The organism is Ruegeria sp. YKSE079, from assembly GCF_059612845.1.
Window position 1 is genome coordinate 24,385 of sequence record NZ_JBXWRJ010000029.1, and the last position, 26,769, is coordinate 51,153.

Below are 26,769 nucleotides of genomic sequence, written 5' to 3' on the forward strand. Positions count from 1 at the left end.
TAGCACGACCGCAAACCTTCGTCATCGCAAAAGCGACGAAGCCCGCCCGGTCACCATGGTCGCTTCCAGATCGGATGACGTGTCCACGTCCCTAAGCCGATCCACCAATGCGACCCGACAGCCGGAAACGGATGCCAGAGTATCCGCCAATGCGTGCTCGGTCGACCATCTCACATCCCGAAACAGGCTCCGCGGTAGAACACGTGCATGCCGTGCCCCGACCAGCCAGTACCCGCCATCAACTGACGGGCCAAAGACCATGTCGGCCCCGCCAAGGGCCGCGAATGCACGTCTCACATGATCACGCCCAACGCCTGGAATATCTGCCCCGATCAGGCAGACGGCGCCGTTTTGCACGGACCGCAATTGCCGGGTCATTCGGGCACCCAAATCCCCGCAGCCTTGCGGCGATCGCGGCAAATCAGCGGGCCAGACCCGGCTGGCCAGACCCTCCCGATCCGGCGCAACGGCCAATACGATCCGCCAGCGTGGATCGCGCAGCCGCCGGATCAGCGCGCGCGTTTGATGCCGAAACCACCATGCCGCCCTCACCATGCCCATGTCCTGCCCTAGCCGCGTTTTGACGCGACCGGGACGAGGCTCCTTGACCATGATGACCAGTGTTTTCTGCATCGGTCAGGAAAAATAGTCACGCAAGATACGGGCATAGATTGCCTTGAGTTGGTGAATCTGCGCAACCTCGACGCACTCATCCACCTGGTGCATGGTTTTTCCGACCAGACCGAACTCGACCACCGGGCAGTGGGTCATAACAAAACGGGCATCCGAGGTCCCGCCCGTAGTTGACAGAACGGGCGATATGCCGGTTTCGGCCTCTACGGCTTTTGCAACTAGATCGGACAGCTCACCGGGAGGTGTCAGGAAACTCTCGCCCGATATCTTGACCTTCACATCGATTTGAACACCGAATTCCCCGGCAACATGATCGGTCTCGCCTTGCAGCCATTCAGTCAGGCTCGCACCTGAGTGGAGGTCATTAAACCGGATATTGATCGCGGCTTTGCACTGTGCCGGAATGACATTTGTGGCCGAGTTTCCAGTGTCAATCGTGACAACCGCCAAAGTCGAGGGGTCGAAATGGTCGGTTCCGGAATCCAGCTTGTGACTCGCCAGACGATCCATAAGGCGCGCCATCGCCGGCAGGGGGTTCTTGGCCCGGTGCGGATAGGCCGAATGCCCCTGCACTCCGGTCACCGTTAACCATGCTGTCATCGACCCGCGCCGACCGATTTTGATCATCTCGCCCATGTGGTCCGGGCAGGTCGGTTCACCCACCAGACAAGCCGACATGCGCTCGCCTGCCTGATCCATGTAGTCCAGCAGTGCGGTTGTGCCGTCTATGGCGTCCCCTTCTTCATCTCCGGTGATGGTCAGGACAATGGCACCGTCCGGCGGCGTCTGCCGCACGAAATCCACTGCGGCAGCAACAAACGCTGCGACGCCCGACTTCATGTCTGTCGCACCTCGGCCATACAAGGTTCCCTCCCGTATCTCTGCCCCGAATGGAGAGACACTCCACGCTGCCTCGTCACCGACAGGAACCACGTCCGTGTGCCCGTTGAACCCAAAACTGCGGGCGTGCGCCTTGTCGCCCCAACGTGCAAACAGGTTGCTAACGCTGCCGCGGTCAACCCGAACGCAAACGAACCCGGCCTCGGCGAGCACGCGTTCCAACAGAATCAGAGCGCCACCTTCGTAGGGTGTCACCGAAGGGCAGCGGATCAGTTCGGCTGTCAGTTGTACTGCGTCTGTTGGCGTCATCGGGTCACTCTCGTTTCAGGGTTCGGGTTAAAAGCACACATTCTATGAATCGTCCAGATTGCCAACCCTTGGGCACGGAATTCCTAAAAGCGTGATGAAACGACAAATTCTACCACAAAAAACCGAAAACAACGCCGAGTGAACTGGCGTTAACCTTGCCCGACTGACCCAAATTGCGATAGAGGGCCGCAAACAGGTGATACACAGCGATGCGCACACTTCTTGCCATACTATGCCTGACTATCGTGGTTCTGTCCCAGCAAAGCCAGGCGCAAACACTGACGGTCACGACAGTGACCCGTCCGCCGTTTTCATTTATCGAGGATGGTGCGGATACAGGTTTTTCCATCGACCTGTTAAACGCGCTCGCACGCTCGCTTAATGCTGCCTACACCATCAAAAGGGTCGACGGATTCTCCGACATGCTGGAAACCGTCGAAAAGGGCGATGCGGAACTGGCCATCGCCAATATCTCGATTACCGCTTCGCGCGAAACGCGAATGGATTTCAGCCAGCCGATATTCGAGGCGGGCTTGCAGATAATGGTGCCGTCCGATGCCGCGCGCAGCCCTTCGCTGCTCAATGCATTGCTGGTCCGAGAACTGTTCATTGCCATTGGGTTGGCGTTCGGCGTTCTCTTGGGCGGTGGAATGGTAATGTGGTATTTTGAGCGACGCGCTCAACCCTATTTCGATCGCAAACTGCACGAGGCCTGGTTTCCCTCGTTCTGGTGGGCGTTGAACCTAGTGGTGAATGGCGGGTTCGAGGAACGTGTGCCGAGAACTGCATTCGGCCGGGTTTTTGGCGTGATACTGGTCGTCTCTTCCCTCTTTATTGTTTCGGTTTTCACCGCCAAGATCACTTCGGTCATGACCGTCGATGCCATCAGCGGCGCAGTAAATTCGATCAACGATCTGTATGGCAAACGGGTCGGAACGATCAGCAACTCCACCGCCGCGAGTTTTCTCGAACGACGCGAACTTGAGTATGCGGGTTACGACGGGTTGACGCCGTTGCTGGCTGATTTCGAGGAAGGGGAACTGGATGCGGTTGTGTTCGATGCGCCCATTCTGTCATATTATGCCACCCATGATGGACGCAAGAAGGCTACGATGGCCGGTAATGTGTTCCTGAGGGAGAATTACGGGATCGCTTTCCCGTCTGGCTCTCCGCTGGTCGAAGACGTCAATCAGGCACTTTTGGCGCTGCGCGAAGACGGCACCTATGACAAGATCTATCGCAAGTGGTTCGGTGTCAGGAACTGACCGTCAGATCTGTCCGACCTCGTCGTAAAACGGCGTCATCTGCGCCACGATCACTGCGTTTTCTTCCAGCGCCCTCTGCATCAAGGCACGCTCTTCAGCGTCGATCTCGTGACCTTCCGCCTCACGCTCTTCCAAGGTTCCGTAACCGGTAACGTCCAGCGGGGCAGTATCGGCTTGCTTGAGGATCGCGACCGTCTCGCGCACCGCCTCTGCCTCGTCCACGCCGCTGGCATAGCACATCAGAGCCGCTCCAGTTGCATCTTTGGGCAGCCCATCGCCTTCCTTGCGACCGATCTGGACCAGCAGCGTATAAACCTGCTGGCGCGATGCCTTCTTTTTCTTTTCCATGCAGCCGCCTTACCCTTGCGGCATTGACCGGTCAACCGAATCCGCTCAAGGCAGGCAAGTCGGCAGTCTGAAATCCTGTTGCGCACCTTTCTTGGTGGCCCATTAACTCCCTTGGTGACGGCCAGTTCAGTCGCGCAACAACTCATTTATACCGGTTTTCGAGCGGGTCTTTTCGTCCACCCGTTTCACGATCACGGCGCAATACAGGTTGATCCCATTCTTAGATGGCATCGAGCCTGCAACCACCACCGAATAAGGCGGCACTTCACCATACATCACTTCGCCGGAGTCGCGGTCGACGATCTTGGTCGACTTGCCGATGAACACCCCCATGCCCAGGACCGAGCCTTCGCGCACGATGCAGCCCTCGACCACTTCCGAACGTGCCCCGATAAAGCAGTTGTCCTCGATAATGGTCGGACCCGCCTGCATCGGTTCCAGCACGCCGCCGATGCCGACACCTCCCGACAGGTGCACGTTCTTGCCGATCTGGGCGCAAGACCCGACGGTGGCCCAAGTGTCCACCATGGTGCCGCTGTCGACATAAGCGCCGAGGTTTACAAACGACGGCATCAGCACCACACCCGGCGCGATATAGGCCGATTTACGCACGATGCAGTTTGGCACTGCCCGGAACCCGGCGGCGGTCCACTCATTGTCGCCCCAGCCCTTGAACTTACTGTCGACCTTGTCCCACCAATGGCCGCCCTGCGGGCCGCCATCCTGTTGCTCCATGTCTTTCAGCCGGAACCCCAGCAGCACGGCCTTCTTGGCCCACTGGTTCACGTGCCAGTCGCCGTTTTCCATCTTCTCGGCCACGCGCAGGTTGCCGCTGTCCAGCGCGTTCAGCGTGGCCTCAATGGCTTCACGGGTTTCGCCGCCGGTGGACGGCGTGACGGTGTCGCGCGCCTCCCAGGCGGCTTCGATGGCGGCTTCCAGCTGCGCGTTGGACATGGGTCTACTCCCTGCAGAATCTCGTCACGTTGGTGTGGCCTATAAGCAAGCAGGGGCCAAGACGCAATGCGACGCTCATTGGCCCCTTTGCGTCAGTCGTCGCCAAGGGCGCCCAACGCCGCAAACATTTCGCGGTCGTTGCCAGTTCCCGCGTTGGGGGCGGTCAGCAAAACATCCCCATAAAAGACCGAGTTCGCGCCAGCCAGGAAACACAGCGCTTGTTCGGCCGTTGAGAATTCAGACCGCCCTGCAGACAGGCGCACGCGCGCCTTGGGCATGATGACCCGGGCGGTTGCCACCATGCGCACCAGATCAAAGATTCCGACCTTTTTGCGATGCGCCAGCGGTGTGCCCTCGATCGGGATCAGCGCATTAATCGGAACGCTTTCCGGATGCGGGTTGAAGGTCGCCAGAACCTGCAGCATCGAGGCGCGATCACGCAGGCTTTCGCCCATTCCGATGATGCCACCGCAACACAGGTCGATGCCTGCGTCCCGGCAATAGGACAGAGTTTCCAGTCGGTCCTGATAGGTTCGCGTCCCGATGATCGCGCCATAGAACTCCGGCGATGTGTCAAGGTTGTGATTGTAGGCGGTCAATCCAGCGTTGGCGAGCCGATTGGCCTGATGCTGCTTCAGCATACCCAAGGTCACGCAGGCCTCCATACCCAGCGCACGCACACCCGAGACCATCTCCAGCACATTGTCGAACTCTTCTCCGTCGCGGACCTGTCTCCAGGCCGCACCCATGCAAAACCGTTCTGCCCCGGCCTCCTTGGCTCGTTTGGCAAGCGACAAAACCTGCTCCGGGTTCATCAGTCTTTCCTTGGTCAACTCGACCTCTCGGTGATGCGCCGATTGCGGGCAATAGGCACAATCCTCGGGACAGCCACCGGTCTTGATCGATAGCAGGCTGGCTTTTTGAATGTCTTCGGGGTCGTGATGAATACGGTGAACCGCATTCGCGCGCCCCACCAAGTCCAGCAAGGGAAGGCGCAACAGCGCCTCCACCTCGTCCACCGACCAATCGCTGCGGAGGGTTTGGCCCTGATCAAGCATCCGATTTGGTCCCGCGAATTTTGGCCATCAGGCCGCCGGGGAGCCCCAGAACAATGATAGCTGCCAGCGTGATTTTGACCAGATCGCCCGCGACAAAGGGAGTAAAGCCGTAGGCCAGCACCTTATCCGACGGCACAAACTGCGCGAGCCAAGCCAACCCAAACCCATAAACCACGCCCAACCCCAACAGCATAGCGGGCCACAGAAATAACCTGCGCAGATTGCCGGCAGCCCAGCCGACCATCGCGGCCGCCACAACAAAGCCCAACAGGTATCCGCCGGTGCCACCGAACATGTAAGCCAGACCGATGCCCTTTTCCGGGGTTCCCGCGAATACGGGGAAGCCGGCGGCCCCCGCAACAAGATATCCAACCAGCGTGGCGGTTCCCAAACGAGCACCGTAAGCGGCGGCTATTGCCATGACCGCGGCTACCTGGAGCGTCATCGGCACGGGCCAGAACGGAACTTGCACCTTGGCGCTGAGTGTCAACAGAAGAACGCCCACGGCTATGCGCAGAGCCTGACCGGACAGGCTCAACGCTCCAAAAGAAGGAAGGGCGGCTTGGTGAGAGGGTTTCATACATCGCTCCATTTTATAGATTTAATTTCTATACTTTAAATAGGATTACATTTTTTATCTATAAATTATCAAGGCACAAAAAGTCACATCATAACGTGTTGTTATAAATGATTTTAATTAACTACCGGGCACGGCGAATGTGTTTGGTAAGAACCGAGATCGCCGAAGGAGCATCCCGACGCTTCAACGCCTGAATGATTGCCGCATGATCGGCGTCCGTTCTCTGCGCCCATTTCTGACGCCATTGCGCGAACATATGACGAGCATTGGCAATATGCAGGTCATCAATGGCATGCAGCAGCCTTGGCATGGCACAGGGTGTCAGAACCGAGCGGTGAAAGGCGCGATTTCGCGCTTCCCAAGTTGGCATATCCTTCGCCTCGTCGCACGCCGCCCGCGCCTCGTCTGCCGCCTTGATCGCGGTCGGTGTCATGTTTTGAACCGAATGCTGCAGCGCCAGCGATTCCAGCGCCACCCGCATCTCGATCACTTCGCGCACTTCAGCAGGGTTCAAGGCGGTCACACGCATACCGCGGCGCGGCTCGCTTTCTGCCAACCCGTGCGCCTCAAGCCTCAGCAATGCCTCGCGCACCGGAACGTGGCTGGTCTCATAGGCGCGCGCGATATGATCCTGCCGCAACTTTTCACCCGCAGGCAACGTGCCGGTGATGATTTGCCGGCTGAGGCGGTCATAAATCTTGTCGGCAATCGTTGCGGTCATGAATTATAGATAAAACCCGCAAAGCTCATGCTCAAGGCGATAATTCAGGATAAAAACGGGTCAGGCGCGATATTTCCACCGCAGATCAGAACCGCCATTCTTTCACCAGGCTCAGGTCGATAAACACCCGACATCAACGCCGCCAGCGCCGTCGCTCCCGCTGGTTCGACCAGTATTCGCCGCTCTTGCCACAGCGCCCCTTGCGCCCGCTCAATGGCCGCATCCGAAACCAGTACGGTTTCGATTCCCCGCGCCAAACCAAAACAGATATCGCCAATCCGGCGCGCGCCCAGCGCATTGGCAGCAATCCCCGAAACCTCGACATCCACCGGTTCACCCGCCGTCTGCGCGGCATGCAGGGCGCAAGACGTCTCGGGCTCAACCGCCACGACCTTGCGCGCGCCTTGAAACCAGCCCAAGGCACCGGAAATCAGCCCGCCGCCGCCGACCGCAATCAGAACCGTATCCGCCTGCAGTCCCTGCGCGTCCCATTCGGCAAAACAGGTGCCCTGCCCTGCAACGGTCATCTGTGCGTCATAGGCGTGGATCTGCATCGCACCGCTTGCCCTTTCATGCTCGCGGGCCAATTCCAATGCATTGGCGTATTCGCCGGGCACCACAGTCAGGTCCGCACCAATCCCTTCGATCAAGGCAATTTTCGATGGTCCTGCCATCTCTGGCACAAAGATTTTCGCCGGATAACCTAGCGTCCGCGCGGCATATGCAGCGGCAGCACCGTGATTGCCGCCCGATGCCGCAACAACTCCGGCCGCCGGCACACTGCAACTCAAAAGCGTGTTGAATGCCCCCCGCGCTTTGAAACTTCCTGTGTGCTGCATGTGCTCCAACTTCAACTCGACAGGATAGTCCAATCCGAACCCGCCAACCCGCATCACCGGTGTTTCCTGAACGTGGCCGACAACCCGTTGGGTTGCCGTTGAAATCTCTGCCTTCCAATCCATTTTCACATCCTTGTCACGGGGCGGTACTGGCGCTCTGTCCGGGAAACCTATAGCTGTTTCACAAACACGCAAGCAGGGATACCCCAGCAATGAGAGAAGACCACCGTCTGAGCCCGTTCCGCGACGCCCATACTGACCGTTCGACCGCGAGCGAGGTTCCGGATACGCCGCAAACCCGTTCACCTGCCTACAAGCTGGCCTTTGCGGATGACGACTTTCTCTGCCGTGACGAACTGCGCCCGGTGCGTCTGCAGCTTGAGTTGCTGAAACCCGAAATGTTGATGGCAGAGCGCCAGATCAGCTCGACCATTGTCATGTTTGGCGGCGCGCGCATTCCTGAACCATCAAAAAAGCACACAGCACGCACGCAAACCTTGGCAAACCTGTCTCAATACTACGACGAGGCCCGGGAGTTTGCCAGGTTGATGACCGAGAAATCCAAGGAAAGCGGCGGCCGCGAAAACGTGATTGTCACTGGTGGCGGACCAGGCGTGATGGAAGCCGGCAATCGTGGCGCGCATGAGGCAGGCGGCTGTTCTATTGGGTTGAACATCGTACTTCCCCACGAACAGGCGCCGAACCTGTTCGTGACTCCGGAACTCAGCTTCAACTTCCATTACTTTGCCATCCGCAAGATGCATTTCCTGATGCGCGCCCGTGCGATCACAATCTTCCCCGGTGGCTTCGGCACGATGGACGAACTGTTTGAGTCGCTGACGCTGATCCAGACCGGGCGCATGGAACGGGTACCCTTCCTGCTGTTTGGCCGGGCGTTCTGGGAAAAAGTCATCAACTGGGAGGCGCTCGCGGATGCGGGCACGATATCGGACGAGGATCTGGACCTGTTCCGTTTTGTCGACACCGCTCAAGAGGCGGTGCACATCATCGAAAACTGGGAACCGGCGCCAGCGCGCGATTCAATTCCCGGGAGATAGCGGGAATCGTGGTAAACTGTGCTTCGACCGCATCCAAGGGAGGAGCTCATGTCTTATGTAACGGTTTCCAACTGGAGTTACGACGACACCCTCGATGAAAGCGCGTTGCTTGCGACGGCCAAAGAAAAGCTCAGCCAACTCAAGGCGATGGGCGCCAGCAGTGGCCACCTTGTCAGGATCAGCCCCACCGAAGGACTGATCGTAATGGTTTATCCGGACGAAGGCACATGGAACCGCGTGCGCGAGTCAGTCGAACACATGCGCAAGGATACCATTGCGACCGAAGGCGGCGTGATGACGCGCGCATTCAATGGCCCAGCTGTGGTTTCGGTCTGAAACCGCTTAGTGCAGTTCCGACGGAAGAACCCCAAGTTCATCGCCACCAGGCAGCCTTGTCACAACCTGTTTGCCTTTCACATCCTTGATCGCATAGCCGAAACCTGCCAGCCGGAATTTCCATTCCCGCGCGCTCAGCGACTTCGCCCGCTCACGCTGAAGCAGGTCCAGAACGCCCGCCTCGATCCCCGTTCTTTCAATATTAGCCTGCGCCATTTCTTCCCCTCCATGGCATTGACCCCTGAATGGAAACTAATTGTTCAACAGGGCGGAAATTCACCGGATTTTAGGTGAGTCTTAGGCATTTCTTGTGCTTCCACGGCCACAATTTGAATGCTATGGCGGTTCGAACGTGATCGTCGAAGGGGTAAAAGCCATGTACAAATCAGTGTCGGATGGCCTGAAATTGGGCGAAATGCTCCACCTTCGCGGCAACACGCTAGGCAAGGGCGACCCTGTTGCCCTGCCGCTGGTACAAAGCAGCATGTACCATTTGCCTGGAACACCTGACGGGTTTCCAGGATACGGCCGCGTCAACAATGCGACATGGGAACATCTGGAACATGTGCTGGCGCATCTCGAAGGCGCACCATGTGTGTGCTTTCCTTCAGGCATGGGCGCGATTTCAGCAGCCCTGTTTGCCGTGGTCAAGGCCGGGCACCGGGTGCTGATTCCTTCGGATGGCTACTATGTGACCCGGCTTTTGGCCGACCGTTTCCTGGCCAAACTGGGCGTCACAGTGATCGAGCGTCCAACCATGAGCTTTGCCGATGGCGGATTTGAAGGGTTTGATGTTGTGTTTGTAGAAAGCCCGTCCAACCCCGGTCTGGATATGGTCGATCTGGCGGCTATCGCCCGGGATGTTCGCGCTTTGGGAGGCATTACCATTGCCGACAATACGACTTTGACACCGCTTGGACAGCGTCCGCTGGATCTGGGGATCGACGTAGTGGTGTCCTCGGACACCAAGGCGATGGGGGGGCATTCGGACGTACTGATGGGGCATGTCGCCAGTCGAAATGCAGATTTCATGGAATCCGTCGAAGAATGGCGGAGAGTGTCCGGCGCGATCCCCGGCCCGCAGGAATCCTGGCTGCTGCACCGGGGGCTGGAAACGCTGGATGTTCGGTTTGAACGGATGTGCGAAACGGCAGGGCTGCTGGCCGGAAAACTTGCCGAACACCCGGCTATCCGACGGATCCGCTATCCGGGCCTGCCACAGGACCCGTCGCACAATCTGGCCAGCACTCAGACCAGACGGTTCGGGTTCCTGTTGTCGGTCACTCTGGAAAGCGAGGCCAAGGCCGAACAGTTCATCAATGACTGCGCTCTGATCCGGCCAGCCACGTCATTCGGCGGAGTGCACACATCCGCAGAGAGGCGCGCGCGCTGGGGTGATGCAGTTGACCCGGGCTTTGTTCGGCTTTCGGTCGGTTGCGAACCGGCAGAGGAATTGTGGCAGGCGGTCAGGGTATCCCTCGACGGGTTGCATTGAGACCTCCTATTTTTTCTGTTCACGCAGTTCCTTAAACACGAAGATCGGTAGCAGAATCCCCGCGATCAGTGCTCCAAGCCAGACAAGCAAAGTGGCGGCCAGCAGGTTCGATACTCCGCCAATCGTCAACCCGGCGGCAATGAAATCGGTGATCAGCAGCCCGACGAAGATCACGACCAGCGCGATACCGCCCTTGAGAGCTGGCACGTTTTTTTCGCTGACCTTTGCGATCAGGGGTTCGGCGATCACTTGTACAAGCGTAAATATGACCACCACGACGATGAAGGACAGCGGCGCGATGGAAAAGCCCGCAAGAATGGCTGCGGCCAGCAAAAGACCAACGGCGTTGCCGACAAGCAAGGCAACGGCCGACATGAGACGTCGTGACATGAGTAAATCCCTCGCAATCAATCCTTGTTGATATTGAATACGAGCCTAGACCGGGATCAGATCAATTTCATCTTGTTTTTCAAAGGCCCGCTTCGGACTCGATCTGTTTGCGCGACTTGCGCTCGCGTTCGGTTGCGGATTTCAGCTGACCGCAGGCGGCCATGATATCCTCGCCACGGGGCGTACGGATGGGTGAGGCATATCCGGCCTGGTAGATGATGTTTGCAAACGCCCGGATGCGGTTGTTCGAGCTTCGCTTGTAGGGGGCACCGGGCCATTCGTTGAACGGGATCAGGTTGATTTTGGCCGGAATGTTGTGGCGTTTGATGTGCGCGATCAGGCGGCGGGCGTCTTCGTCCGTGTCATTCACTCCGTCCAGCATCACGTATTCAAAGGTAATACGCTCCGAGTTGGATGCCTTGGGATAGCAGGCCAGTGCGCCCAGCAATTCTTCTATATTCCAACGCTTGTTGATCGGCACCAGCATGTCGCGGGTATCGTCTGTTGTGGCGTGAAACGAGATCGCCAGCAGACAGCCGATTTCAACCGCGGTGCGCGCGATTTCCGGCACCACGCCGGAGGTCGACAGGGTAATGCGGCGACGGGACAAAGAGATGCCTTCGGGGTCCATCGCGATCTTCATCGCGTCGCGGACGTTGTCGAAATTGTAAAGCGGCTCGCCCATTCCCATTAGTACAATATTGGACAAAAGGCGGGTTTCGTTCTTGGGTTCACCCGGTGTCGGCCACTCCTCAAGATCGTCGCGCGCCATCATGATCTGACCCACAATTTCCGCGGATGTGAGATTTCGTACCAGTTTCTGAGTGCCTGTGTGGCAAAATGTACAAGTCAACGTACACCCGACCTGCGAGGAAATGCACAACGTGCCGCGATCTTCTTCGGGGATATAGACCACCTCGACCTCGTGCCCGCCAGCGATGCGGACGAGATATTTGCGGGTGCCGTCCTCGGACACCTTGCGGGTCACCACCTCGGGGATTTCGATCACGAACGCCTCGGCCAGTTGCGCGCGATAGGCCTTGGCGAGGTTCGTCATCTCGGCAAAGTCGCGCACGCCCCATTGATAAATCCATTGCCAGATCTGGTTGACCCGCATCTTGGCCTGTTTCTCGGGCGTGCCATGTTCGATCAGAACCTCGCGCAGCCGGTCGCGGGTGAGGCCCACAATATTGACCTTCCCCTCGGCAGGCAGCTTGCGGGGGATGGTCAGGACGTCATGAGTGATCGGCGCTTTGGCGGACATGGGCAGGGACTCGGCGGATTCTGGAACGGAATGCGCCTCTATATAGGAAAGTCGGCAAAGATCAAAAGGTTTCGCGCAGCGCGACAAGGGGCGTGTTTTCACGAATCTCTTTTTTGAGCTATTCTGAACATAATACTTATGGCGGAGGGGGACATGGCCAAAGGTATTTCGGCGCCTGTGGGTAAGAACAAGGCGAACGATTCCGAGGATGTCAAACAGGTTCAGACCCTGTTGAATCCGTTTGCTCAGGCCGCCGGGTTTCCAAAACTGAAAGTTGACGGAAAATACGGCAAGAAGACTGCGGCCGCGATCGGGGCATTTCAACTCAGGGTGTGCAAGTTCAAACCCGACTATGTCATTTCGCCGGGCAAGACGACGATCAAGACGCTTGTTGCGGGTCCGGCCAAAGCCAAGGCCAATGCCAAAAAGGTGGAACAGGCCAAGGTCGAAGCCAAGAAAAGCGCGCTGAAACAGGCGGTCAAGAACGCCGAAAAGGCGGCAAAGTCCGAAAAGCTGGAAAAGAGCATTTGGGGCGACATCTTTGACAAGGTCGAATCCTATGCCGATGAGCTGTATGACGACTTTCTGAACCTGTTCGAAAAAAAGGCCGAAGCCACACCCGAAGACGCCAAAAAGATCGCGGACAAGGTGATCAAGGAGGCGCAGAAAAAGGCGGCGGACGAGGCCAAGGTTGCCGCCAAGGAAGCGGAAAAGAAACCGGAACCCAAGGCCAAGGGCAAGGTGACCGGCAAGACCAAGGGCGTGAAGAAACGGCTTTTGGATGTTCTCAACGAGGTTTCCGCCTTTTACGACAAGCCCATCCTTGTTGTGTCCGGCCTGCGGTCAAAGAAATATCAGGCCGAGTGCATGTACAAAGGTTGGAACGGGCATCTGAAGCGCGGCAATTACTACTACTATCTGGCCAGAAACCAGAAGCTAAGGGAAGAGTTGGACGGCATCCGGCAGCGCGGTGACGAGAAGGCCTTTATTGAAACGATGATGAAGAAGGCCGACTGGAAACAGGTCTCGTACCACCTGACCGGCAGCGCCGTTGATGTGGCTTTGACAACCGACAAACGGATGATTGCGGCCCTGGCCACCTGTCTGAATCACCTGCGCGAAACCAACAGCGGCAAGGTCGCCTGTCATCACTTTGATCTGAAGAAATGCGAGTGGCCGATCAAGGAAACAACCAGAGCCAAGTGGAAGAAGGCCTGAGAGGGTGGCGACACATTGATGCTTGCGAATCACGGCAATGATTGAGGCCAACCTCGCCGTTTTTCAAAGTCGGTGCTGCTCTGGCAACTGACCGCACCATTCAAAAAAGAGGTCCATGGCCTGCTCAGCCAGAGAGACGGCCTAAGCAATGGTCACAGCCGCTGTCTGTCAGGTCCAGTCCAGCACGACCTTGCCGGACAGTCCGGATTTCATGGCGGCAAAGCCCTGACGGAATTCGTCGACCTTGAACCGGTGGGTTATGACGCGGCTGACGTCGAGGCCGTTTTGCAGCATGGCAATCATCTTGTACCAGGTCTCGAACATTTCGCGGCCATAGACGCCCTTGATGGTGATCGCCTTGAACACGATGCGGCTCCAGTCCACCGGGGATTTGCCCGGCGGGATGCCCAGCAAAGCGATCTTGCCGCCCATCACCAGCGACTCGACCATCTGATCCAGCGCCGCCTGCGAGCCTGACATTTCCAACCCCACGTCGAAACCCTGGCTCATGCCAAGCTGGTGGATCACGTCGCGCAGGTCTTCGTTGGTCACATCGACCGTTCTGACGGACGGAACCACGTGTTTCGCCAGATTCAGACGGTCGGGGTTGATGTCGGTGATCACCACGTGACGGGCGCCCGCGTGGCGTGCGACGGCGGCGGCCATGATGCCGATGGGGCCCGCGCCGGTGATCAGCACATCCTCTCCCAACAAATCAAAACTCAGCGCGGTGTGGACGGCGTTGCCAAGGGGATCGAGGATCGCGCCGATCTCGTCCGGGATGTCATCGGGGAGCGGTACCACGTTGAAGGCGGGAAGTTTGAGGTATTCGGCAAAGGCGCCCTGTTCGTTCACCCCGATCCCGCGCGTGCCGGGGTCGAGGTGGAATTTGCCGGCCCGGCTTTGACGGCTGTCGGTCTTGATCAGGTGCCCCTCGCCCGAGCAGCGCTGGCCGATTTTCAGATCGGTGACATTGCGGCCAAGCTCGACGATCTCGCCCGCGAATTCATGGCCGGTGATCATCGGTACCGGAACCGTGTGCGCGGCCCACTCATCCCAGTTCCAGATATGGATGTCGGTGCCGCAGATGCCGGTCTTGTTTATTCTGATCAGCACCTCATCCGGGCCGATCTCGGGCACCGGGGCCTGCACCATCCACAGCCCTTCCTCGGGCTTGGATTTTTCCAGGGCTTTCATTGTATTGGGTCGCATCAGATTACCCCCAGTTCTTTGCCCACCTTGCCAAAGGCCGCCAGTGCCCGGTCAAGTTCGTCCCTGGTCAGCGCCGCATTCATCTGGGTCCTGATCCGCGCCTGACCCCGCGGCACGACGGGAAAGAAGAAGCCCGAGACATAAACGCCCTCGTCAAACAGCCGCGCGGCCATGTCCTGTGCCAGCGTGGCCTCGCCCAGCATGACCGGAATGATCGGGTGCTCGCCCGGCAGCAGGTCGAAACCCAGCTTTTCCAAACCTGTGCGCCAGTACTTGGCATTGCCGAAAAGTTTTGAGCGCAGCATGTCGCCCTCTTCGACCAGACGGATCGCTTCCAATCCGGCGGCGACGATGGCAGGCGGCAGCGAGTTTGAGAACAGATAGGGCCGCGCCCGCTGCCGCAGCAGGTCAATCACTGGCTGCGGCCCGGCGATGTAGCCGCCGATTGCCCCCCCAAGTGCCTTGCCCAAGGTTCCCGTCAGAATGTCCACATCAACGCCGAAATGGTCCGGTGTGCCCGCACCGTTCGGCCCCATGAAGCCGGTGGCGTGGCAGTCATCGACCATCACCACCGCATCGTATTTGTCGGCCAGCGCCCGGATTGCGGGCAGGTTGGCGAGGTAGCCGTCCATCGAGAACACGCCGTCGGTGGCAATCATGATATGCCGCACACCATCCGCCCGCGCCTGTTTCAGCCAGGCTTCGAGGTCGTTCATGTCATTGTTCAGGTAGCGATAGCGCCTGGCCTTGCACAGCCGCACGCCATCAATGATCGAGGCGTGGTTGAGACTGTCCGAGATGATGGCATCCTCGGGACCCAGGAGGGGTTCGAACAAGCCGCCATTTGCGTCGAAACAGGCGGCGAACAGGATCGCGTCGTCCTTGTTCAGGAATTTTGCCAGGCGCTGCTCCAACTCACGGTGAATATCCTGCGTGCCGCAAATGAACCGGACCGAGGCCATGCCGAACCCGCGCGGTTCCATCGCGCCTTTGGCGGCGGCAATCAGATCCGGATGATCGGCAAGCCCCAGATAGTTGTTGGCGCACAGGTTGATGACCTGACGCCCGCCAACCGTGATCTCGCCGCCCTGGGGCGAGGTGATCATTCGCTCGCGCTTGTAAAGCCCTTCGGCCTCGATCTGGGCGAGCGTGTCGGTGACATGGGTCAGGAAATCTTGGGACATCGAATCCTCCTTCGCTTTCGTGCTGTCTATCATAACGGATTTGATTCCGAAATAAGAGAATTCGATATCGCGGAAAATTTTCCCGGATAACGGAATATGCTTTGGTGCTTGTCATCAACACGGAACGCTATTGCCTTGATACCGCGCCGTCTTCCTGAAACTGTTTGGTGCTGTTCGTGCGGGGACAGAGGTCGCCACGATTTCCAACATCCAGGAAATTGCCCACCAGCTCCCAACCGCCGCAGGTTTCATAGACCAACAGCCGATCCGCAGGGATGGTATCGCGCACTTCCTCGGCATGCGCTTTGAGCACATTGGTGGCATGCAAGGCCTTAATATCGCGCGATTTTTGGCGAATTTCCATTTGAGGAAAACCTGGCGCACTCCGAAGCATTCCCAATAAATTTTGATCCGGAAGGCATACAGCTGCGTAGAAACTGCATTGTTAGTCAGGGAGACAATGAAATGTTGAAAGTCGTACTATCTGCCGCAGCGGTTACCATGATGATCGTCCCGATCGCCTTTGCAGGTCCCGGTCAGGGCAACACCGGCAACGGCAACAGCGGGTTGGCACAGGGAATGGCGGCGTCGGTATCCGGCGGCAACGCCACGCTTGGCGATGCGCTGGGCGGGCCGGGCAAGGGAACTGCCTCGGCCGTCAGTGGCGGCGGCAATGGTGGTTGGGGCAATGTCGGCAGCCAAAGCGGCGTCGCAGGTGCTGGTCAGGTTTCCAACCGCGATGGTGACCGCGGCAAGTAACCTTTTGCCGGTCGCTTCCCGACACGGAGCGACCGGACAACCTCTAGCCGGTTTTCACGATCAGAAAGACGCGTGCAGGCCCATCGACCGACGTTATCGAATGGGGAACATCCGCCGCGTATCTCGCCGTGTCTCCGGCGGCCAGCTTCTGATCTGCAGTACCGGACTTGACGGTCACGATCCCATCAAGAACCGTAAGCTGCTCGCGGCACCCGCGTGAATGCGGTTGGCTGCGCAAACTGCCCCCCGCTTCAAAGAAGATGTCATAAACTTCGTGCCCGCCGGCCTCTTCGGGTGGGGACAGGATCTTGATGCGGCACCCCTGCCCCATGTTGTCGATGCTGGGAACGTCAGTGTGGCGCAGCACTTCGATCTGATCGCTTGCATCGGTCTCTTCCAGCAATCCCGCGAAATCGACCTGTAGGGCACGTGTCAGGTTCCACAGCGTCGCGATGGTCGGGCTGCTTTCGCCCCGCTCGATCTGGCTGACCATCGACCGGGACACACCGCTGAGATTGGCCACGGCCTCCAGCGACAGGCCTTGGGCGCGCCGGGCCTCTTTCAGGCGGGCAGGAAGGCGCGTCAGTATATCGTCAGTATTTTCCGTCATTGCGGATTCTGTGCGCCCTTGAGCGTCATTTGTCAATTCAGGCTGTGACGGTACGTCCCATGAGACAGGGCAATGCTGCAGGTGCATAATGGCGCGGAATCGAGAGGAGTGAGACATGACCGACATCGTAATCCTGGATGGCGCACGCACCGCCATCGGCACATTTGGCGGGGCGCTGGCCTCGACCGCCCCAATTGACCTCGCCACCGTCGCGACCGAGGCGGCGCTGGAACGCGCGGGCGTCGAGGGGGCGCAGATTGGCCATGTCGTGTTCGGCCATGTGATCAATACCGAGCCGCGCGACATGTATTTATCCCGCGTCGCTGCAATGCAGGCGGGCATTCCGAACGGCACACCGGCGATGAACGTGAACCGGTTGTGCGGGTCGGGTGCTCAGGCCATCGTGTCGTCGGCGCAGGCCCTGATGGTGGGCGACGCCGATTTCGCGCTTGCCGGCGGAGCGGAAAGCATGTCGCGCAGCCCGTTCCTCATGACACAGGCCCGCTGGGGCGCGAAAATGGGTGACGTGAAATCGCTGGACATGATGCTGGGGGCGCTGAACTGCCCGTTCGGGACAGGGCATATGGGTGTCACCGCCGAGAATGTCGCCGATGAACATCAGGTCAGCCGCGAACAGATGGATGCATTTGCGCTGACCAGCCAGACCCGCGCCGCTGCCGCAATCGAAGCCGGTTATTTCGACAGCCAGATCGCGCCGGTGCAGGTCAAGGTCAAACGCGACATGGTCGATTTCAAGGTCGACGAACATCCCAAGGCAACCACTGCCGAGGCTCTGGCCGGTCTGAAAGCCGTGTTCAAGAAGGATGGCAGGGTGACGGCGGGGAATGCTTCGGGCATCAATGACGGCGCGGCGGCACTGGTGCTGGCGACGGCGGGTGCTGCCGAAAAGGCGGGATTGAAACCCAAGGCGCGCATTCTGGGCTATGCCCTTGCGGGCGTACGTCCCGAAGTGATGGGCATCGGACCGGTGCCTGCGGTTCAGAACCTTTTAGCCAAAACCGGATTGTCAGTCAGCGATTTCGACGTGATCGAAAGCAACGAGGCATTCGCAGCGCAGGCCGTGGCCGTGAACAAGGAGCTTGGCCTGGACCCGGCCATAGTGAATCCCAACGGTGGCGCGATCGCGCTGGGCCATCCGGTCGGGGCGACCGGTGCGATCATCACCGTCAAGGCGCTTTATGAGCTGGAACGCACCGGCGGTTCCAAGGCGCTGATCACCATGTGCATCGGCGGCGGTCAGGGAATTGCCCTCGCCATCGAGCGGCTTTGATGCAAGAAACGCCGGGGGCGCCAAGCCCCCGCGCGGCGGTCAGATCAACGCGCTGATCGCCAGCACCAGACCGCCACCGACGACGGCACCAATCAGCGCGGGCCAAAGTATCGCGCCGATGCCGGGCTTGTTGTTTTCTTCCGATTGGGTTTGCGCCATGAGCGCGTTTTCGACCAGACCGGGCAGGCGCGGGCCAAAACGGGCCAGCACCAGCGCTGTTTTCCCCAGGTCGCGGACCATGGCACGGGGGCCAATGGACTGTTTGATATAGTCCTCGACCACGGGCCGGGCCACTTCCCAGATGTTGATGTGCGAATCGAGCGAGCGCGCCACACCTTCGACCACCACCATTGTGCGCTGCAGCAGGATCAGCTCGGTCCGGGTTTCCATTCCGAACCGTTCGGTGACTTCGAACAGATAACTCAGCAACCGGCCCATGGAGATATGGGTGGCGTCCATGCCAAAGATCGGCTCGCCCACAGCGCGCAGGGCGCGGGCAAACTCGTCGACATCCTGATTGGCAGGGACGTAGCCGGCTTCGAAATGCACCTCGGCCACACGTTTGTAATCGCGGCGGATAAACCCGAACAGGATCTCGGCATAGACCCGGCGGGTATATTCGTCGATATGGCCCATGATGCCGTAGTCATAAGCAATGATGTCACCATTTGCGGCGACCTTGAGGTTGCCCTGATGCATGTCGGCGTGAAAAAAGCCGTCGCGCAGCGCGTGCGACAGAAACATGCGCAGCACCCTGCGGGCCAGGTCCGCACGGTCGTGATTGGCGGCATCCAGCGCGTCATTGTCGCCCAGCGCGATGCCGTCGGCCCAGCTGAGCGTCATCACCCGTCGTGCCGATAGCGACCACAGCACCGGCGGCAGCCAAAACCCTTTGTCATCCTTGGTGTTGGCCGCGTATTCCGAAGCCGCGGCGCTTTCCAGGCGTAAATCCAACTCGCCACGAACGACACCGTCAAAATGTTCGATCACGTCCAGCGGGCGCAGACGGCGGGCACCGGGCGCGAACAGGTCGACAATCCGCGCGGCGAAATAGAAGGCGTCGACATCCTTGCGAAACGCGCGCTCGATACCGGGGCGCAGGACCTTGACGGCAACCTCTTCTCCGGTATCGGCCAGTTTCGCCTTGTGGACCTGCGCGATCGAGGCGGCGGCGATCGGTTCGCTGAATTCCGAGAACAGTTCATCCGTGGAACGGCCGAGTTCCTTGGTGACCTCTTTCATTGCCTCGGCGCGCGAAAATGGTGGCAGCTTGTCCTGCAGAACGCGCAGCTGATCGGCCAGTTCGACGCCAACTACGTCGGGCCGGGTCGAAAGCACCTGACCGAACTTGATATAGGCCGGGCCCAGCGCGGTTAGCGCGCGGGTTGCGGGCGGCATCGACGGGTCGCCCTTGTAGCCCAGCCACTGGAACGGCTTGCCAAGCGTATGGGCCAGAATGCGAATGGCGCGTGGGGCCTCGAACGCGTCGAGCACGACGTTCATGGCGCCGGTGCGCTCCAGCGTGGCGCCTGTCCGGATCAGGCGGATGATGTTGTGAGGGCCGCGCATCCGTCAGATCTTCCAGCCCGAATGCAGCGCGGCGATACCCATGCTGAGGTTGCGGTACTTGGCGTTTTCGAAACCGGCTGCGCGGACCATGTTCAAAAAGGTCTCTTGATCCGGGAATTTGCGGATCGATTCCACCAGATACTGATAGCTGTCATAGTCATTGGCGATCAGCTTGCCCATGCGCGGGATGACGTTGAAACTGTATAGGTCGTAGAGCTTTTGCAGCCCATCATTGGGCAATTGGCTGAATTCCAGCACCATCAGGCGGCCACCGGGCTTTAACACGCGATAGGCCTCGTTCAGAGCGTCTTGCGGGCGGGTGACGTTCCGGATGCCGAACGAGATCGTGTAGACATCGAATGTGTTGTTGTCGAAGGGCAACGCCATCGCGTCACCCACCACCCAGTCAAGGCTTGCCACCATCTGTTCGGCCTCGGCGCGCTTGCGACCCTCGACCAGCATCGGTTCGGTCAGGTCCAGAACGGTGGCATGTCCGTGGCCCGCACGCTTCAGAAACCGGAAGGAGATGTCGCCGGTACCCCCCGCCACATCCAGCAGGCGCTGTCCGGGGCGTGGGGCCAGCCAATCCATCATCGCGTCCTTCCAGACCCGGTGGATGCCCATCGACATGACGTCGTTCATCACGTCGTATTTCGAGGCGACCGAGTTGAACACGCCCTGCACGCGCCCGGCCTTGTCGGCCTCGCGGACGGTTTCGAAGCCGAAATGGGTGGTCTTGTCTTCTGACATGTCGGGCACCTTGATTCACTTGTGCCCCAGATATAGCGTCCGCCTCAGATTCACAAACGCACAAAACATCGCGGTCATATGTTTGAAAACTTTGGGCAGAGCCTTCTTTCCATTCAGCAGGCTTTTCAGTCGAATCCGAAGCTGTTCACAGGGATATTTCTTGTTGGGCTTTTAATAACCTGGATGAAGTACCGGTTGATCCGACATGGGCTGAATCGATCTCAGAAACAGAACTATGCTGGATGGGAAATTGCGGCCAAGCGGGGAAAACGCTCGCATCCTACGGGAATCGGCCATACAGAAATTCTGATCATGCGGCCGATAAAGGTCATTCCCATAGCATTGTTCTGTTTGGTGTTCTTTGGTGGCGGGGCCATATTCGTTGCATCCAAAGGACTGCAGGACGCCCGAGCATGGGTTTCAGTAATCGCGGGTGTGATGTTCAGCCTGATGAGCATGTGGCTCATCATGTTTTCCTTTACGCGCATTAAGTATGACGGCGAAACCATCGAAAAGCGTGCGCTGTTTCGCCCCGTTGTGTCTGCTTCATTGTCAAAGCTGAGCAAGGTTCGACCGATCAGCAAGACCATTGCAGGGGGCGTGTATCTTGAATTTCGGGATGGCCAGAAAATCCGCGTAGTTTCTCGGATGTCAGGCTATGGGCAGCTTTTGGAGAAGTTGGCGCAGAAAGATCCTAAATTGGCTATGATGTTGCGAATGATCAACAAGCCGAAAAGGGCGATCCAAGATGCCTGAACTGCCCGAGGTCGAGACAGTAAGACGCGGCCTGAGCCCTGCGATGGAGGGCGTGGTGATCGAAAAGGCGGATGTGAACCGGCCGGATCTGCGCTGGCCTTTCCCCGAACGGATGGCCGAACGGCTGAGCGGGCAGCGGGTAGAACGACTGCGGCGGCGGTCGAAATACATCCTGGCCGATCTGGCAAGCGGCGAGACGCTGCTGATCCATCTGGGCATGTCGGGCCGGATGACGGTCTCGGGCGATCCGCTGGGGCAATTCGCGCATGATCATCCCGCACTGCAAAAACATGACCACGTGGTGTTCCACATGGCCAACGGCGCGCGGATCACCTTTAACGACCCACGCCGCTTTGGGGCGATGGACCTGATGCCGACTGCGAAGTCGGAGGCGCACAAGCTGTTGGCCGTTCTTGGCCCGGAACCGCTTGGCAACGACTTTCACGAGCAGCACCTGGTCGACTCGTTCCGCAACAAGAACACACCGGCCAAATCCGCCCTTCTGGATCAGGGAATCGTCGCGGGGCTGGGCAATATCTATGTCTGCGAGGCATTGTTTCGCGCCGGGATATCGCCACGTCGCAAGGCCGGGCAAATTTCCAAGGATCGCGTCGCGGCGCTGGTCCCGATCATTCGGCAGGTATTGCAGGAGGCCATCGAGGCGGGCGGATCTTCCCTGCGCGATTTCCGGCAAGCTGATGGAGAGCTTGGATATTTTCAGCACAGCTTTGATGTCTATGGGCGCGAGGGACTGCCCTGCCGGACACCGGAATGCACCGGTGAAATCAAGAGAATCACCCAATCCGGCCGATCGTCCTTTTACTGCGCGCAATGCCAAAGATAGCTTGATCCCGCATTCTCGCGTGGTAAGGAATCATCCCTGAACGGAACAACCGAAAGCATATGCCACATGGCCTTTGAGACGATCATCGTCGAAATCGACGAACACGTTGCTCTGATCAGACTGGATCGCCCGGACGCGCTGAACGCCTTGAACACCCAACTTCTGGGAGAGCTGTGCACCGCTCTGGAAGAGGCTGACGCCAACGACAAGGTGCGCTGCATCGTCATTACCGGCTCGGACAAGGCCTTTGCCGCGGGCGCCGACATCAAGGAAATGTCGGAGATGAGTTTTGTGGATGTCTACACCACCAACCTGTTTGCCGATGCCAATGACCGGATCACCGCGATCCGCAAGCCGATCATCGCGGCTGTTGGCGGGTATGCCCTGGGCGGCGGTTGCGAACTGGCGATGATGTGCGATTTCATCATTGCCGCGGACACCGCCAAGTTCGGTCAGCCCGAGATCAATCTGGGCGTCATCGCTGGTATGGGCGGAAGCCAGCGCCTGACCCGGTTTGTCGGCAAGTCCAAGTCGATGGACATGAACCTGACGGGCCGGTTCATGGATGCCGAAGAAGCCGAGCGCGCCGGACTTGTCAGCCGCGTTGTGCCTGCCAAAAAACTCGTCGAAGAAGCGATTGGCGCGGCACAGAAGATCGCCGAGAAATCCATGCTGACGGCGATGGCGGCGAAAGAAGCCGTGAACCGCAGCTATGAACTGCCGTTGAGCGAGGGCATGCTGTTCGAACGCCGTGTGTTCCACTCGATGTTTGCGACCGAGGACCAAAAGGAAGGCATGACCGCGTTTCTGGAAAAACGCACCGCGCAGTTCCGGGATAAATAACAGACCCGTCATCGGCGATTCGGGCGGGCCACGGCCCGCCTTTTTCATGTTTGGTCGGTTTTCCCAAGAATCGACTTGGCAAACCGGGGAAACTTGGATAGTCAGCGCCGCTATACATGCGCGTGCGGCCCGCTTTGGCCAGAATCACACCCGTGATCCCTGACCCGGTGCGGCATTTGCCGTGCGCGACCCGAGACAAACCGAACCGAAAGGTCAGAGACACATGGCAAATTCGCCCCAGGCAAAGAAACGCGCTCGTCAGAACGAAAAGCGTTTCGCAATCAACAAAGCACGTCGTTCGCGCATCCGCACCTTCCTGCGCAAGGTCGAAGAAGCAATTGCGTCAGGTGACAAGGATGCCGCAACCACCGCTTTGCGCGCGGCTCAGCCCGAGCTGATGCGCGGCGTCTCCAAAGGCGTTTTCCACAAGAACACCGCGTCGCGTAAAATGTCGCGCCTGTCGGCCCGCGTCAAAGCGCTGGGCTAACGCTGCGTCAACTTTTGACGATTCTCAGTTTGAGGGCGCCGCGATTCTGCGGCGCCTTTTTTCGTGCTGTTGCCGGAAAGCCGCGCCCTCAGGAAACCCAGAGATTCTTTCCGACAAAAATCCGAGTCAATACCAGAGTTTCGTTGCCGCCGCGCGCCTCGGCTTGCTACCACTGTTCCAGCGATTCACTCGCTTGGGGGGACAGGCTGTTTTCGGGCGAACCTGACGGGCATCAGGTTAGGACGGAAGCGAATGTCGGATACTGGCGCAAAGCCGGGTCCGGTCTGCTTGGAGTTTCGGGAAACCGGAATTCAAGCCCTGTCTAAGACTGTGATAGTAGCTGTTGGCCTGAGTTCCGGGCACAACTCGTGTTTTTGATGTTGTAGTCGGAGTATTCGGCCTGCGCTATTGCGTACCCGGAGGGTATCTTCGCCGATCCTGTTCGGCGAAACGGTACTGTTGTGCTTGTGAATCCACCCCATAACGCTGGGGACAAGATGATGAATAAGGCGAAAAGCCAACAATTGGGATGCGTGAGGCGCTGGATGACACAAGAGAAATGGGGACAGCTTCGCAACAAGTTGCTGAAGGCGGTTGGAAAGAACAACTATACCACGTGGATCGAACCGCTGGAATTTCAGGAGCTGCAGGATGGGGTTGCGGTTTTTTCTGTTCCGACGAATTTCATGGGCAATTACGTCAGCCAGAACTTTGCCGACCTCATTCTTTATGAACTGAATACAGCCGGCGCCGCAGTGAAGCGTCTGGCGTTTCGCGTTGCGGCCAATTTCCCGGCCCGCCCTGCAAGTCCTGAAGAAGAGCCTGCTGTCGCGAAGGAAGAGATGCAAACGGCATTCAATGGCATCGCAAATCCAGTCGCGGATTCGCTGCAGGCCGCACCGCTGGATACCCGCTTTACCTTTGACACATTCGTGGTGGGTAAACCGAACGAACTGGCCCATGCTGCCGCGCGCCGCGTGTCCGAAGGCGGGCCGGTCACCTTCAACCCGCTGGTCCTTTATGGCGGTGTGGGCCTTGGTAAGACGCACCTGATGCACGCCATCGCCTGGGAACTGAAAGCCAAGCGGCCCGATCTGAACGTTCTTTACCTGTCCGCCGAACAGTTCATGTACCGGTTTGTGCAGGCCCTGCGCGAACGCCGGATGATGGATTTCAAACATCTCTTCCGTTCCGTCGACGTGCTTATGGTGGATGACGTGCAATTCATCGCCGGCAAGGATTCGACCCAGGAAGAGTTCTTTCACACCTTCAACGCGCTGGTGGATCAGAACAAACAGATCATCATCTCGGCCGACCGCGCGCCGGGGGAAATCAAGGATCTGGAAGACCGGGTCAAATCGCGCCTGCAATGCGGCCTTGTCGTGGATCTGCACCCGACGGATTATGAGTTGCGCCTGGGCATCCTGCAAAACAAGGTGCAGATGCATCGCGCAACATATCCCGACCTGAAAATTGCCGATGGTGTTCTGGAATTCCTGGCGCATCGCATTTCGACCAATGTCCGCGTGCTTGAAGGCGCGCTGACCCGCCTGTTTGCCTTTGCCTCGCTGGTCGGGCGCGAGATCGACATGGAACTGACTCAGGATTGCCTGGCCGATGTGCTGCGGGCTTCGGAACGCAAGATCACGGTCGAGGAAATCCAGCGCAAGGTGTCTGACTATTACAACATCCGCCTCAGCGACATCATCGGGCCCAAGCGCCTGCGGTCTTATGCGCGCCCGCGCCAGGTTGCGATGTACCTGTGCAAGCAGCTGACCAGCCGGTCCCTGCCCGAGATTGGCCGCCGCTTTGGCGGGCGTGACCACACCACGGTGATGCATGGTGTCAAACGCATCGAGGAGCTGAAAGTGACCGACGGCCAGATCGCGGAAGACGTGGAAATGCTGCGCCGGGCGCTGGAAGCCTGAGCACCGCTCACCTTCGGTTCGGTTTGCGCCCCGGAGTTCTGCTCCGGGGCGTTTTTTTGTGCGGATAGACTCATGGTTGCAACAGATGTGTGCCCTGCAAGTCACCTGCCCCTTGACGGTTTGTGCATTCCAGCCGAGAAATCCGTAAAAAAACCTTGTGCCGCAGGGGTAAACCGCTAGTTTGCCTATCCCGGCTTATGTCAGAGGAATTGAGGGTATGAAGATCAGCATCGAACGCGGCACATTGCTCAAGGCCGTGTCGCAGGCCCAGTCCGTTGTGGAACGTCGCAACACCATCCCGATTCTGGCGAACGTTCTGATCGAAGCCGACGGCGATCAGGTGCAGTTCCGCGCCACCGACCTGGATATAGAAGTTGTCGACAAGGCGCCTGCCCAGGTGGAACGTGCCGGGGCGACCACCGTTGCAGCCACCACCCTGCACGAAATCGTGCGGAAATTGCCTGATGGGGCGCTGGTCACGCTGACTGCCGACAGCGCCGCAGGCCGCCTGACAGTCGAGGCGGGGCGATCGAACTTTTCGCTGGCGACCCTGCCCAAGGAAGATTTCCCGGTGATGGCGTCATCGGAATACCAGTCGAATTTCTCGGCCCCCGCCGCGTTGCTGCGCCGCCTGTTCGACAAATCGAAATTCGCCATATCGACCGAGGAAACGCGGTATTATCTGAACGGCGTCTACATGCATGTGGCTGACGGTTCCGAGGGCGGCAAAGTGTTGCGCTGTGTGGCAACGGACGGGCACCGGTTGGCGCGGATCGATGCCGACCTGCCGGAAAACGCCGCCGACATGCCCGGCGTGATCGTGCCGCGCAAGACCGTGGGTGAATTGCGCAAGCTTCTGGAAGACGATGACATGGACATCGCGGTTTCGGTCAGCGAGACCAAGGTGCGTTTTGCGACGCCGGACATCACCCTGACATCGAAGGTGATCGATGGAACCTTCCCCGACTACACCCGCGTTATTCCGCAGGCCAACAACCGCAAGATGGAAGTGGATGCCGCTGAATTCGCGCAGGCTGTGGATCGGGTCGCAACCGTGTCGTCGGAGCGTTCGCGTGCGGTCAAGCTGCAGCTGGACGGTGACAAGCTGATCCTGTCGGTCAATGCCCCTGACAGCGGCGCGGCAGAGGAAGAACTGGCCGTCGCCTATGGAGACGAACGGCTGGAGATCGGGTTCAACGCAAAATACCTGCTGGAGATTGCCAGCCAG

30 protein-coding genes are annotated in these 26,769 nt (G+C 58.8%); 13 read left to right on the forward strand and 17 right to left on the reverse strand.

Going from position 1 to position 26,769, the window contains the following annotated elements; all coding sequences use genetic code 11:
- Positions 1-21: 21 nt before the first annotated feature.
- Positions 22-633: a TIGR04282 family arsenosugar biosynthesis glycosyltransferase gene (locus tag AC2FMY_RS20230; protein WP_496745364.1), complete on the reverse strand. Its 612-nt coding sequence runs from the start codon at positions 631-633 to the stop codon at positions 22-24.
- A 3-nt stretch (positions 634-636) separates the two neighbouring features.
- Positions 637-1,782 carry a succinyl-diaminopimelate desuccinylase gene (gene dapE, locus AC2FMY_RS20235; RefSeq protein WP_496807959.1) on the reverse strand — a complete coding sequence of 382 codons (1,146 nt, stop codon included), beginning with the start codon at positions 1,780-1,782 and terminating at the stop codon, positions 637-639.
- A 209-nt stretch (positions 1,783-1,991) separates the two neighbouring features.
- On the opposite strand from dapE, the gene AC2FMY_RS20240 reads away from it, so the two are divergent.
- Complete coding sequence (locus AC2FMY_RS20240; RefSeq protein ID WP_496745368.1) at positions 1,992-3,047, forward strand: transporter substrate-binding domain-containing protein; 1,056 nt, start codon at positions 1,992-1,994, stop codon at positions 3,045-3,047.
- A 3-nt stretch (positions 3,048-3,050) separates the two neighbouring features.
- Here AC2FMY_RS20240 and AC2FMY_RS20245 read toward each other — a convergent pair whose 3' ends face one another.
- From AC2FMY_RS20245 to AC2FMY_RS20270, 6 genes are all read right to left on the reverse strand, one after another.
- The gene (locus AC2FMY_RS20245; protein ID WP_480748931.1) at positions 3,051-3,395 is read right to left on the reverse strand and encodes a DUF8846 family protein; all 345 of its coding nucleotides are present in this window, start codon (positions 3,393-3,395) and stop codon (positions 3,051-3,053) included.
- Between the two features lie 126 nt (positions 3,396-3,521).
- Entirely contained in the window at positions 3,522-4,349 is an 828-nt protein-coding gene (gene dapD / locus AC2FMY_RS20250) for a 2,3,4,5-tetrahydropyridine-2,6-dicarboxylate N-succinyltransferase (RefSeq protein ID WP_496745370.1), read from the reverse strand.
- 92 nt (positions 4,350-4,441) lie between these two features.
- On the reverse strand, positions 4,442-5,407 hold the full coding sequence (gene bioB, locus AC2FMY_RS20255) for a biotin synthase BioB (RefSeq protein ID WP_480748933.1): 966 nt from the start codon (positions 5,405-5,407) through the stop codon (positions 4,442-4,444).
- The gene (locus tag AC2FMY_RS20260) at positions 5,400-5,987 is read right to left on the reverse strand and encodes a biotin transporter BioY (protein WP_496807960.1); all 588 of its coding nucleotides are present in this window, start codon (positions 5,985-5,987) and stop codon (positions 5,400-5,402) included. Before AC2FMY_RS20260 ends, bioB begins: the two co-directional genes overlap by 8 nt.
- A 121-nt stretch (positions 5,988-6,108) precedes the next feature.
- On the reverse strand, positions 6,109-6,708 hold the full coding sequence (locus AC2FMY_RS20265) for a GntR family transcriptional regulator (RefSeq protein ID WP_480748935.1): 600 nt from the start codon (positions 6,706-6,708) through the stop codon (positions 6,109-6,111).
- 44 nt (positions 6,709-6,752) lie between these two features.
- Complete coding sequence (locus AC2FMY_RS20270) at positions 6,753-7,670, reverse strand: threonine/serine dehydratase (RefSeq protein ID WP_496807961.1); 918 nt, start codon at positions 7,668-7,670, stop codon at positions 6,753-6,755.
- A gap of 89 nt (positions 7,671-7,759) precedes the next feature.
- Between AC2FMY_RS20270 and AC2FMY_RS20275 the strand changes: the two genes are divergently transcribed.
- Both AC2FMY_RS20275 and AC2FMY_RS20280 read left to right on the forward strand, forming a co-directional pair.
- Positions 7,760-8,605 (forward strand): LOG family protein, encoded by an 846-nt coding sequence (locus AC2FMY_RS20275; RefSeq protein WP_480748937.1) that lies wholly within the window; start codon positions 7,760-7,762, stop codon positions 8,603-8,605.
- 48 nt (positions 8,606-8,653) lie between these two features.
- Entirely contained in the window at positions 8,654-8,941 is a 288-nt protein-coding gene (locus AC2FMY_RS20280; protein WP_496745376.1) for a hypothetical protein, read from the forward strand.
- Between the two features lie 6 nt (positions 8,942-8,947).
- Here AC2FMY_RS20280 and AC2FMY_RS20285 read toward each other — a convergent pair whose 3' ends face one another.
- Positions 8,948-9,157: a hypothetical protein gene (locus AC2FMY_RS20285; protein ID WP_496745378.1), complete on the reverse strand. Its 210-nt coding sequence runs from the start codon at positions 9,155-9,157 to the stop codon at positions 8,948-8,950.
- Between the two features lie 160 nt (positions 9,158-9,317).
- Between AC2FMY_RS20285 and AC2FMY_RS20290 the strand changes: the two genes are divergently transcribed.
- Entirely contained in the window at positions 9,318-10,436 is a 1,119-nt protein-coding gene (locus AC2FMY_RS20290; RefSeq protein WP_496745380.1) for a cystathionine gamma-lyase, read from the forward strand.
- 6 nt (positions 10,437-10,442) lie between these two features.
- Here the strand turns inward: AC2FMY_RS20290 and AC2FMY_RS20295 are convergent, their stop codons facing one another.
- Positions 10,443-10,826: a hypothetical protein gene (locus AC2FMY_RS20295; protein ID WP_496745382.1), complete on the reverse strand. Its 384-nt coding sequence runs from the start codon at positions 10,824-10,826 to the stop codon at positions 10,443-10,445.
- 79 nt (positions 10,827-10,905) lie between these two features.
- Entirely contained in the window at positions 10,906-12,090 is a 1,185-nt protein-coding gene (rlmN, locus tag AC2FMY_RS20300) for a dual-specificity RNA methyltransferase RlmN (RefSeq protein WP_496745384.1), read from the reverse strand.
- Positions 12,091-12,243: 153 nt separating this feature from the next.
- On the opposite strand from rlmN, the gene AC2FMY_RS20305 reads away from it, so the two are divergent.
- A complete protein-coding gene (locus AC2FMY_RS20305; RefSeq protein WP_496745386.1) occupies positions 12,244-13,308 on the forward strand; it encodes a peptidoglycan-binding domain-containing protein in 1,065 nt (354 codons plus the stop codon).
- Positions 13,309-13,476: 168 nt separating this feature from the next.
- Here AC2FMY_RS20305 and tdh read toward each other — a convergent pair whose 3' ends face one another.
- The 3 genes from tdh to AC2FMY_RS20320 form a co-directional block, all read right to left on the reverse strand.
- Positions 13,477-14,505, reverse strand: coding sequence for an L-threonine 3-dehydrogenase (gene tdh, locus AC2FMY_RS20310; RefSeq protein WP_496745414.1), 1,029 nt, complete (start codon positions 14,503-14,505; stop codon positions 13,477-13,479).
- 14 nt (positions 14,506-14,519) lie between these two features.
- Positions 14,520-15,704: a glycine C-acetyltransferase gene (locus AC2FMY_RS20315; RefSeq protein ID WP_480748944.1), complete on the reverse strand. Its 1,185-nt coding sequence runs from the start codon at positions 15,702-15,704 to the stop codon at positions 14,520-14,522.
- 127 nt (positions 15,705-15,831) lie between these two features.
- The gene (locus AC2FMY_RS20320; RefSeq protein WP_496807962.1) at positions 15,832-16,068 is read right to left on the reverse strand and encodes a sulfotransferase; all 237 of its coding nucleotides are present in this window, start codon (positions 16,066-16,068) and stop codon (positions 15,832-15,834) included.
- Positions 16,069-16,169: 101 nt separating this feature from the next.
- On the opposite strand from AC2FMY_RS20320, the gene AC2FMY_RS20325 reads away from it, so the two are divergent.
- Positions 16,170-16,463 carry a hypothetical protein gene (locus AC2FMY_RS20325; protein WP_480748946.1) on the forward strand — a complete coding sequence of 98 codons (294 nt, stop codon included), beginning with the start codon at positions 16,170-16,172 and terminating at the stop codon, positions 16,461-16,463.
- A 43-nt stretch (positions 16,464-16,506) separates the two neighbouring features.
- Here AC2FMY_RS20325 and AC2FMY_RS20330 read toward each other — a convergent pair whose 3' ends face one another.
- Positions 16,507-17,073 carry a helix-turn-helix domain-containing protein gene (locus tag AC2FMY_RS20330; protein ID WP_480748947.1) on the reverse strand — a complete coding sequence of 189 codons (567 nt, stop codon included), beginning with the start codon at positions 17,071-17,073 and terminating at the stop codon, positions 16,507-16,509.
- Between the two features lie 115 nt (positions 17,074-17,188).
- Between AC2FMY_RS20330 and AC2FMY_RS20335 the strand changes: the two genes are divergently transcribed.
- On the forward strand, positions 17,189-18,364 hold the full coding sequence (locus AC2FMY_RS20335; protein WP_496807963.1) for an acetyl-CoA C-acyltransferase family protein: 1,176 nt from the start codon (positions 17,189-17,191) through the stop codon (positions 18,362-18,364).
- Positions 18,365-18,403: 39 nt separating this feature from the next.
- Here the strand turns inward: AC2FMY_RS20335 and ubiB are convergent, their stop codons facing one another.
- On the reverse strand, positions 18,404-19,933 hold the full coding sequence (gene ubiB / locus AC2FMY_RS20340) for a 2-polyprenylphenol 6-hydroxylase (RefSeq protein WP_496745391.1): 1,530 nt from the start codon (positions 19,931-19,933) through the stop codon (positions 18,404-18,406).
- A gap of 3 nt (positions 19,934-19,936) precedes the next feature.
- The gene (gene ubiE / locus AC2FMY_RS20345) at positions 19,937-20,683 is read right to left on the reverse strand and encodes a bifunctional demethylmenaquinone methyltransferase/2-methoxy-6-polyprenyl-1,4-benzoquinol methylase UbiE (protein ID WP_496807964.1); all 747 of its coding nucleotides are present in this window, start codon (positions 20,681-20,683) and stop codon (positions 19,937-19,939) included.
- Positions 20,684-20,761: 78 nt separating this feature from the next.
- Here ubiE and AC2FMY_RS20350 point away from each other — a divergent pair, with 78 nt between their 5' ends.
- The 6 genes from AC2FMY_RS20350 to dnaN form a co-directional block, all read left to right on the forward strand.
- Positions 20,762-21,439 carry a hypothetical protein gene (locus tag AC2FMY_RS20350; protein WP_496745395.1) on the forward strand — a complete coding sequence of 226 codons (678 nt, stop codon included), beginning with the start codon at positions 20,762-20,764 and terminating at the stop codon, positions 21,437-21,439.
- The gene (gene mutM, locus AC2FMY_RS20355) at positions 21,432-22,283 is read left to right on the forward strand and encodes a bifunctional DNA-formamidopyrimidine glycosylase/DNA-(apurinic or apyrimidinic site) lyase (protein WP_496745397.1); all 852 of its coding nucleotides are present in this window, start codon (positions 21,432-21,434) and stop codon (positions 22,281-22,283) included. The genes AC2FMY_RS20350 and mutM overlap by 8 nt, the downstream gene beginning before the upstream one ends.
- Before the next feature lie 66 nt (positions 22,284-22,349).
- Complete coding sequence (acuK, locus tag AC2FMY_RS20360) at positions 22,350-23,126, forward strand: acryloyl-CoA hydratase (RefSeq protein ID WP_480748953.1); 777 nt, start codon at positions 22,350-22,352, stop codon at positions 23,124-23,126.
- 223 nt (positions 23,127-23,349) lie between these two features.
- Positions 23,350-23,613, forward strand: a complete 264-nt coding sequence (gene rpsT, locus AC2FMY_RS20365) for a 30S ribosomal protein S20 (RefSeq protein WP_480748954.1) — start codon at positions 23,350-23,352, stop codon at positions 23,611-23,613.
- 545 nt (positions 23,614-24,158) lie between these two features.
- The gene (gene dnaA / locus AC2FMY_RS20370; RefSeq protein WP_480748955.1) at positions 24,159-25,541 is read left to right on the forward strand and encodes a chromosomal replication initiator protein DnaA; all 1,383 of its coding nucleotides are present in this window, start codon (positions 24,159-24,161) and stop codon (positions 25,539-25,541) included.
- Positions 25,542-25,758: 217 nt separating this feature from the next.
- The coding region (gene dnaN, locus AC2FMY_RS20375; protein ID WP_496807965.1) for a DNA polymerase III subunit beta at positions 25,759-26,769 on the forward strand (1,011 nt) is incomplete at its 3' end.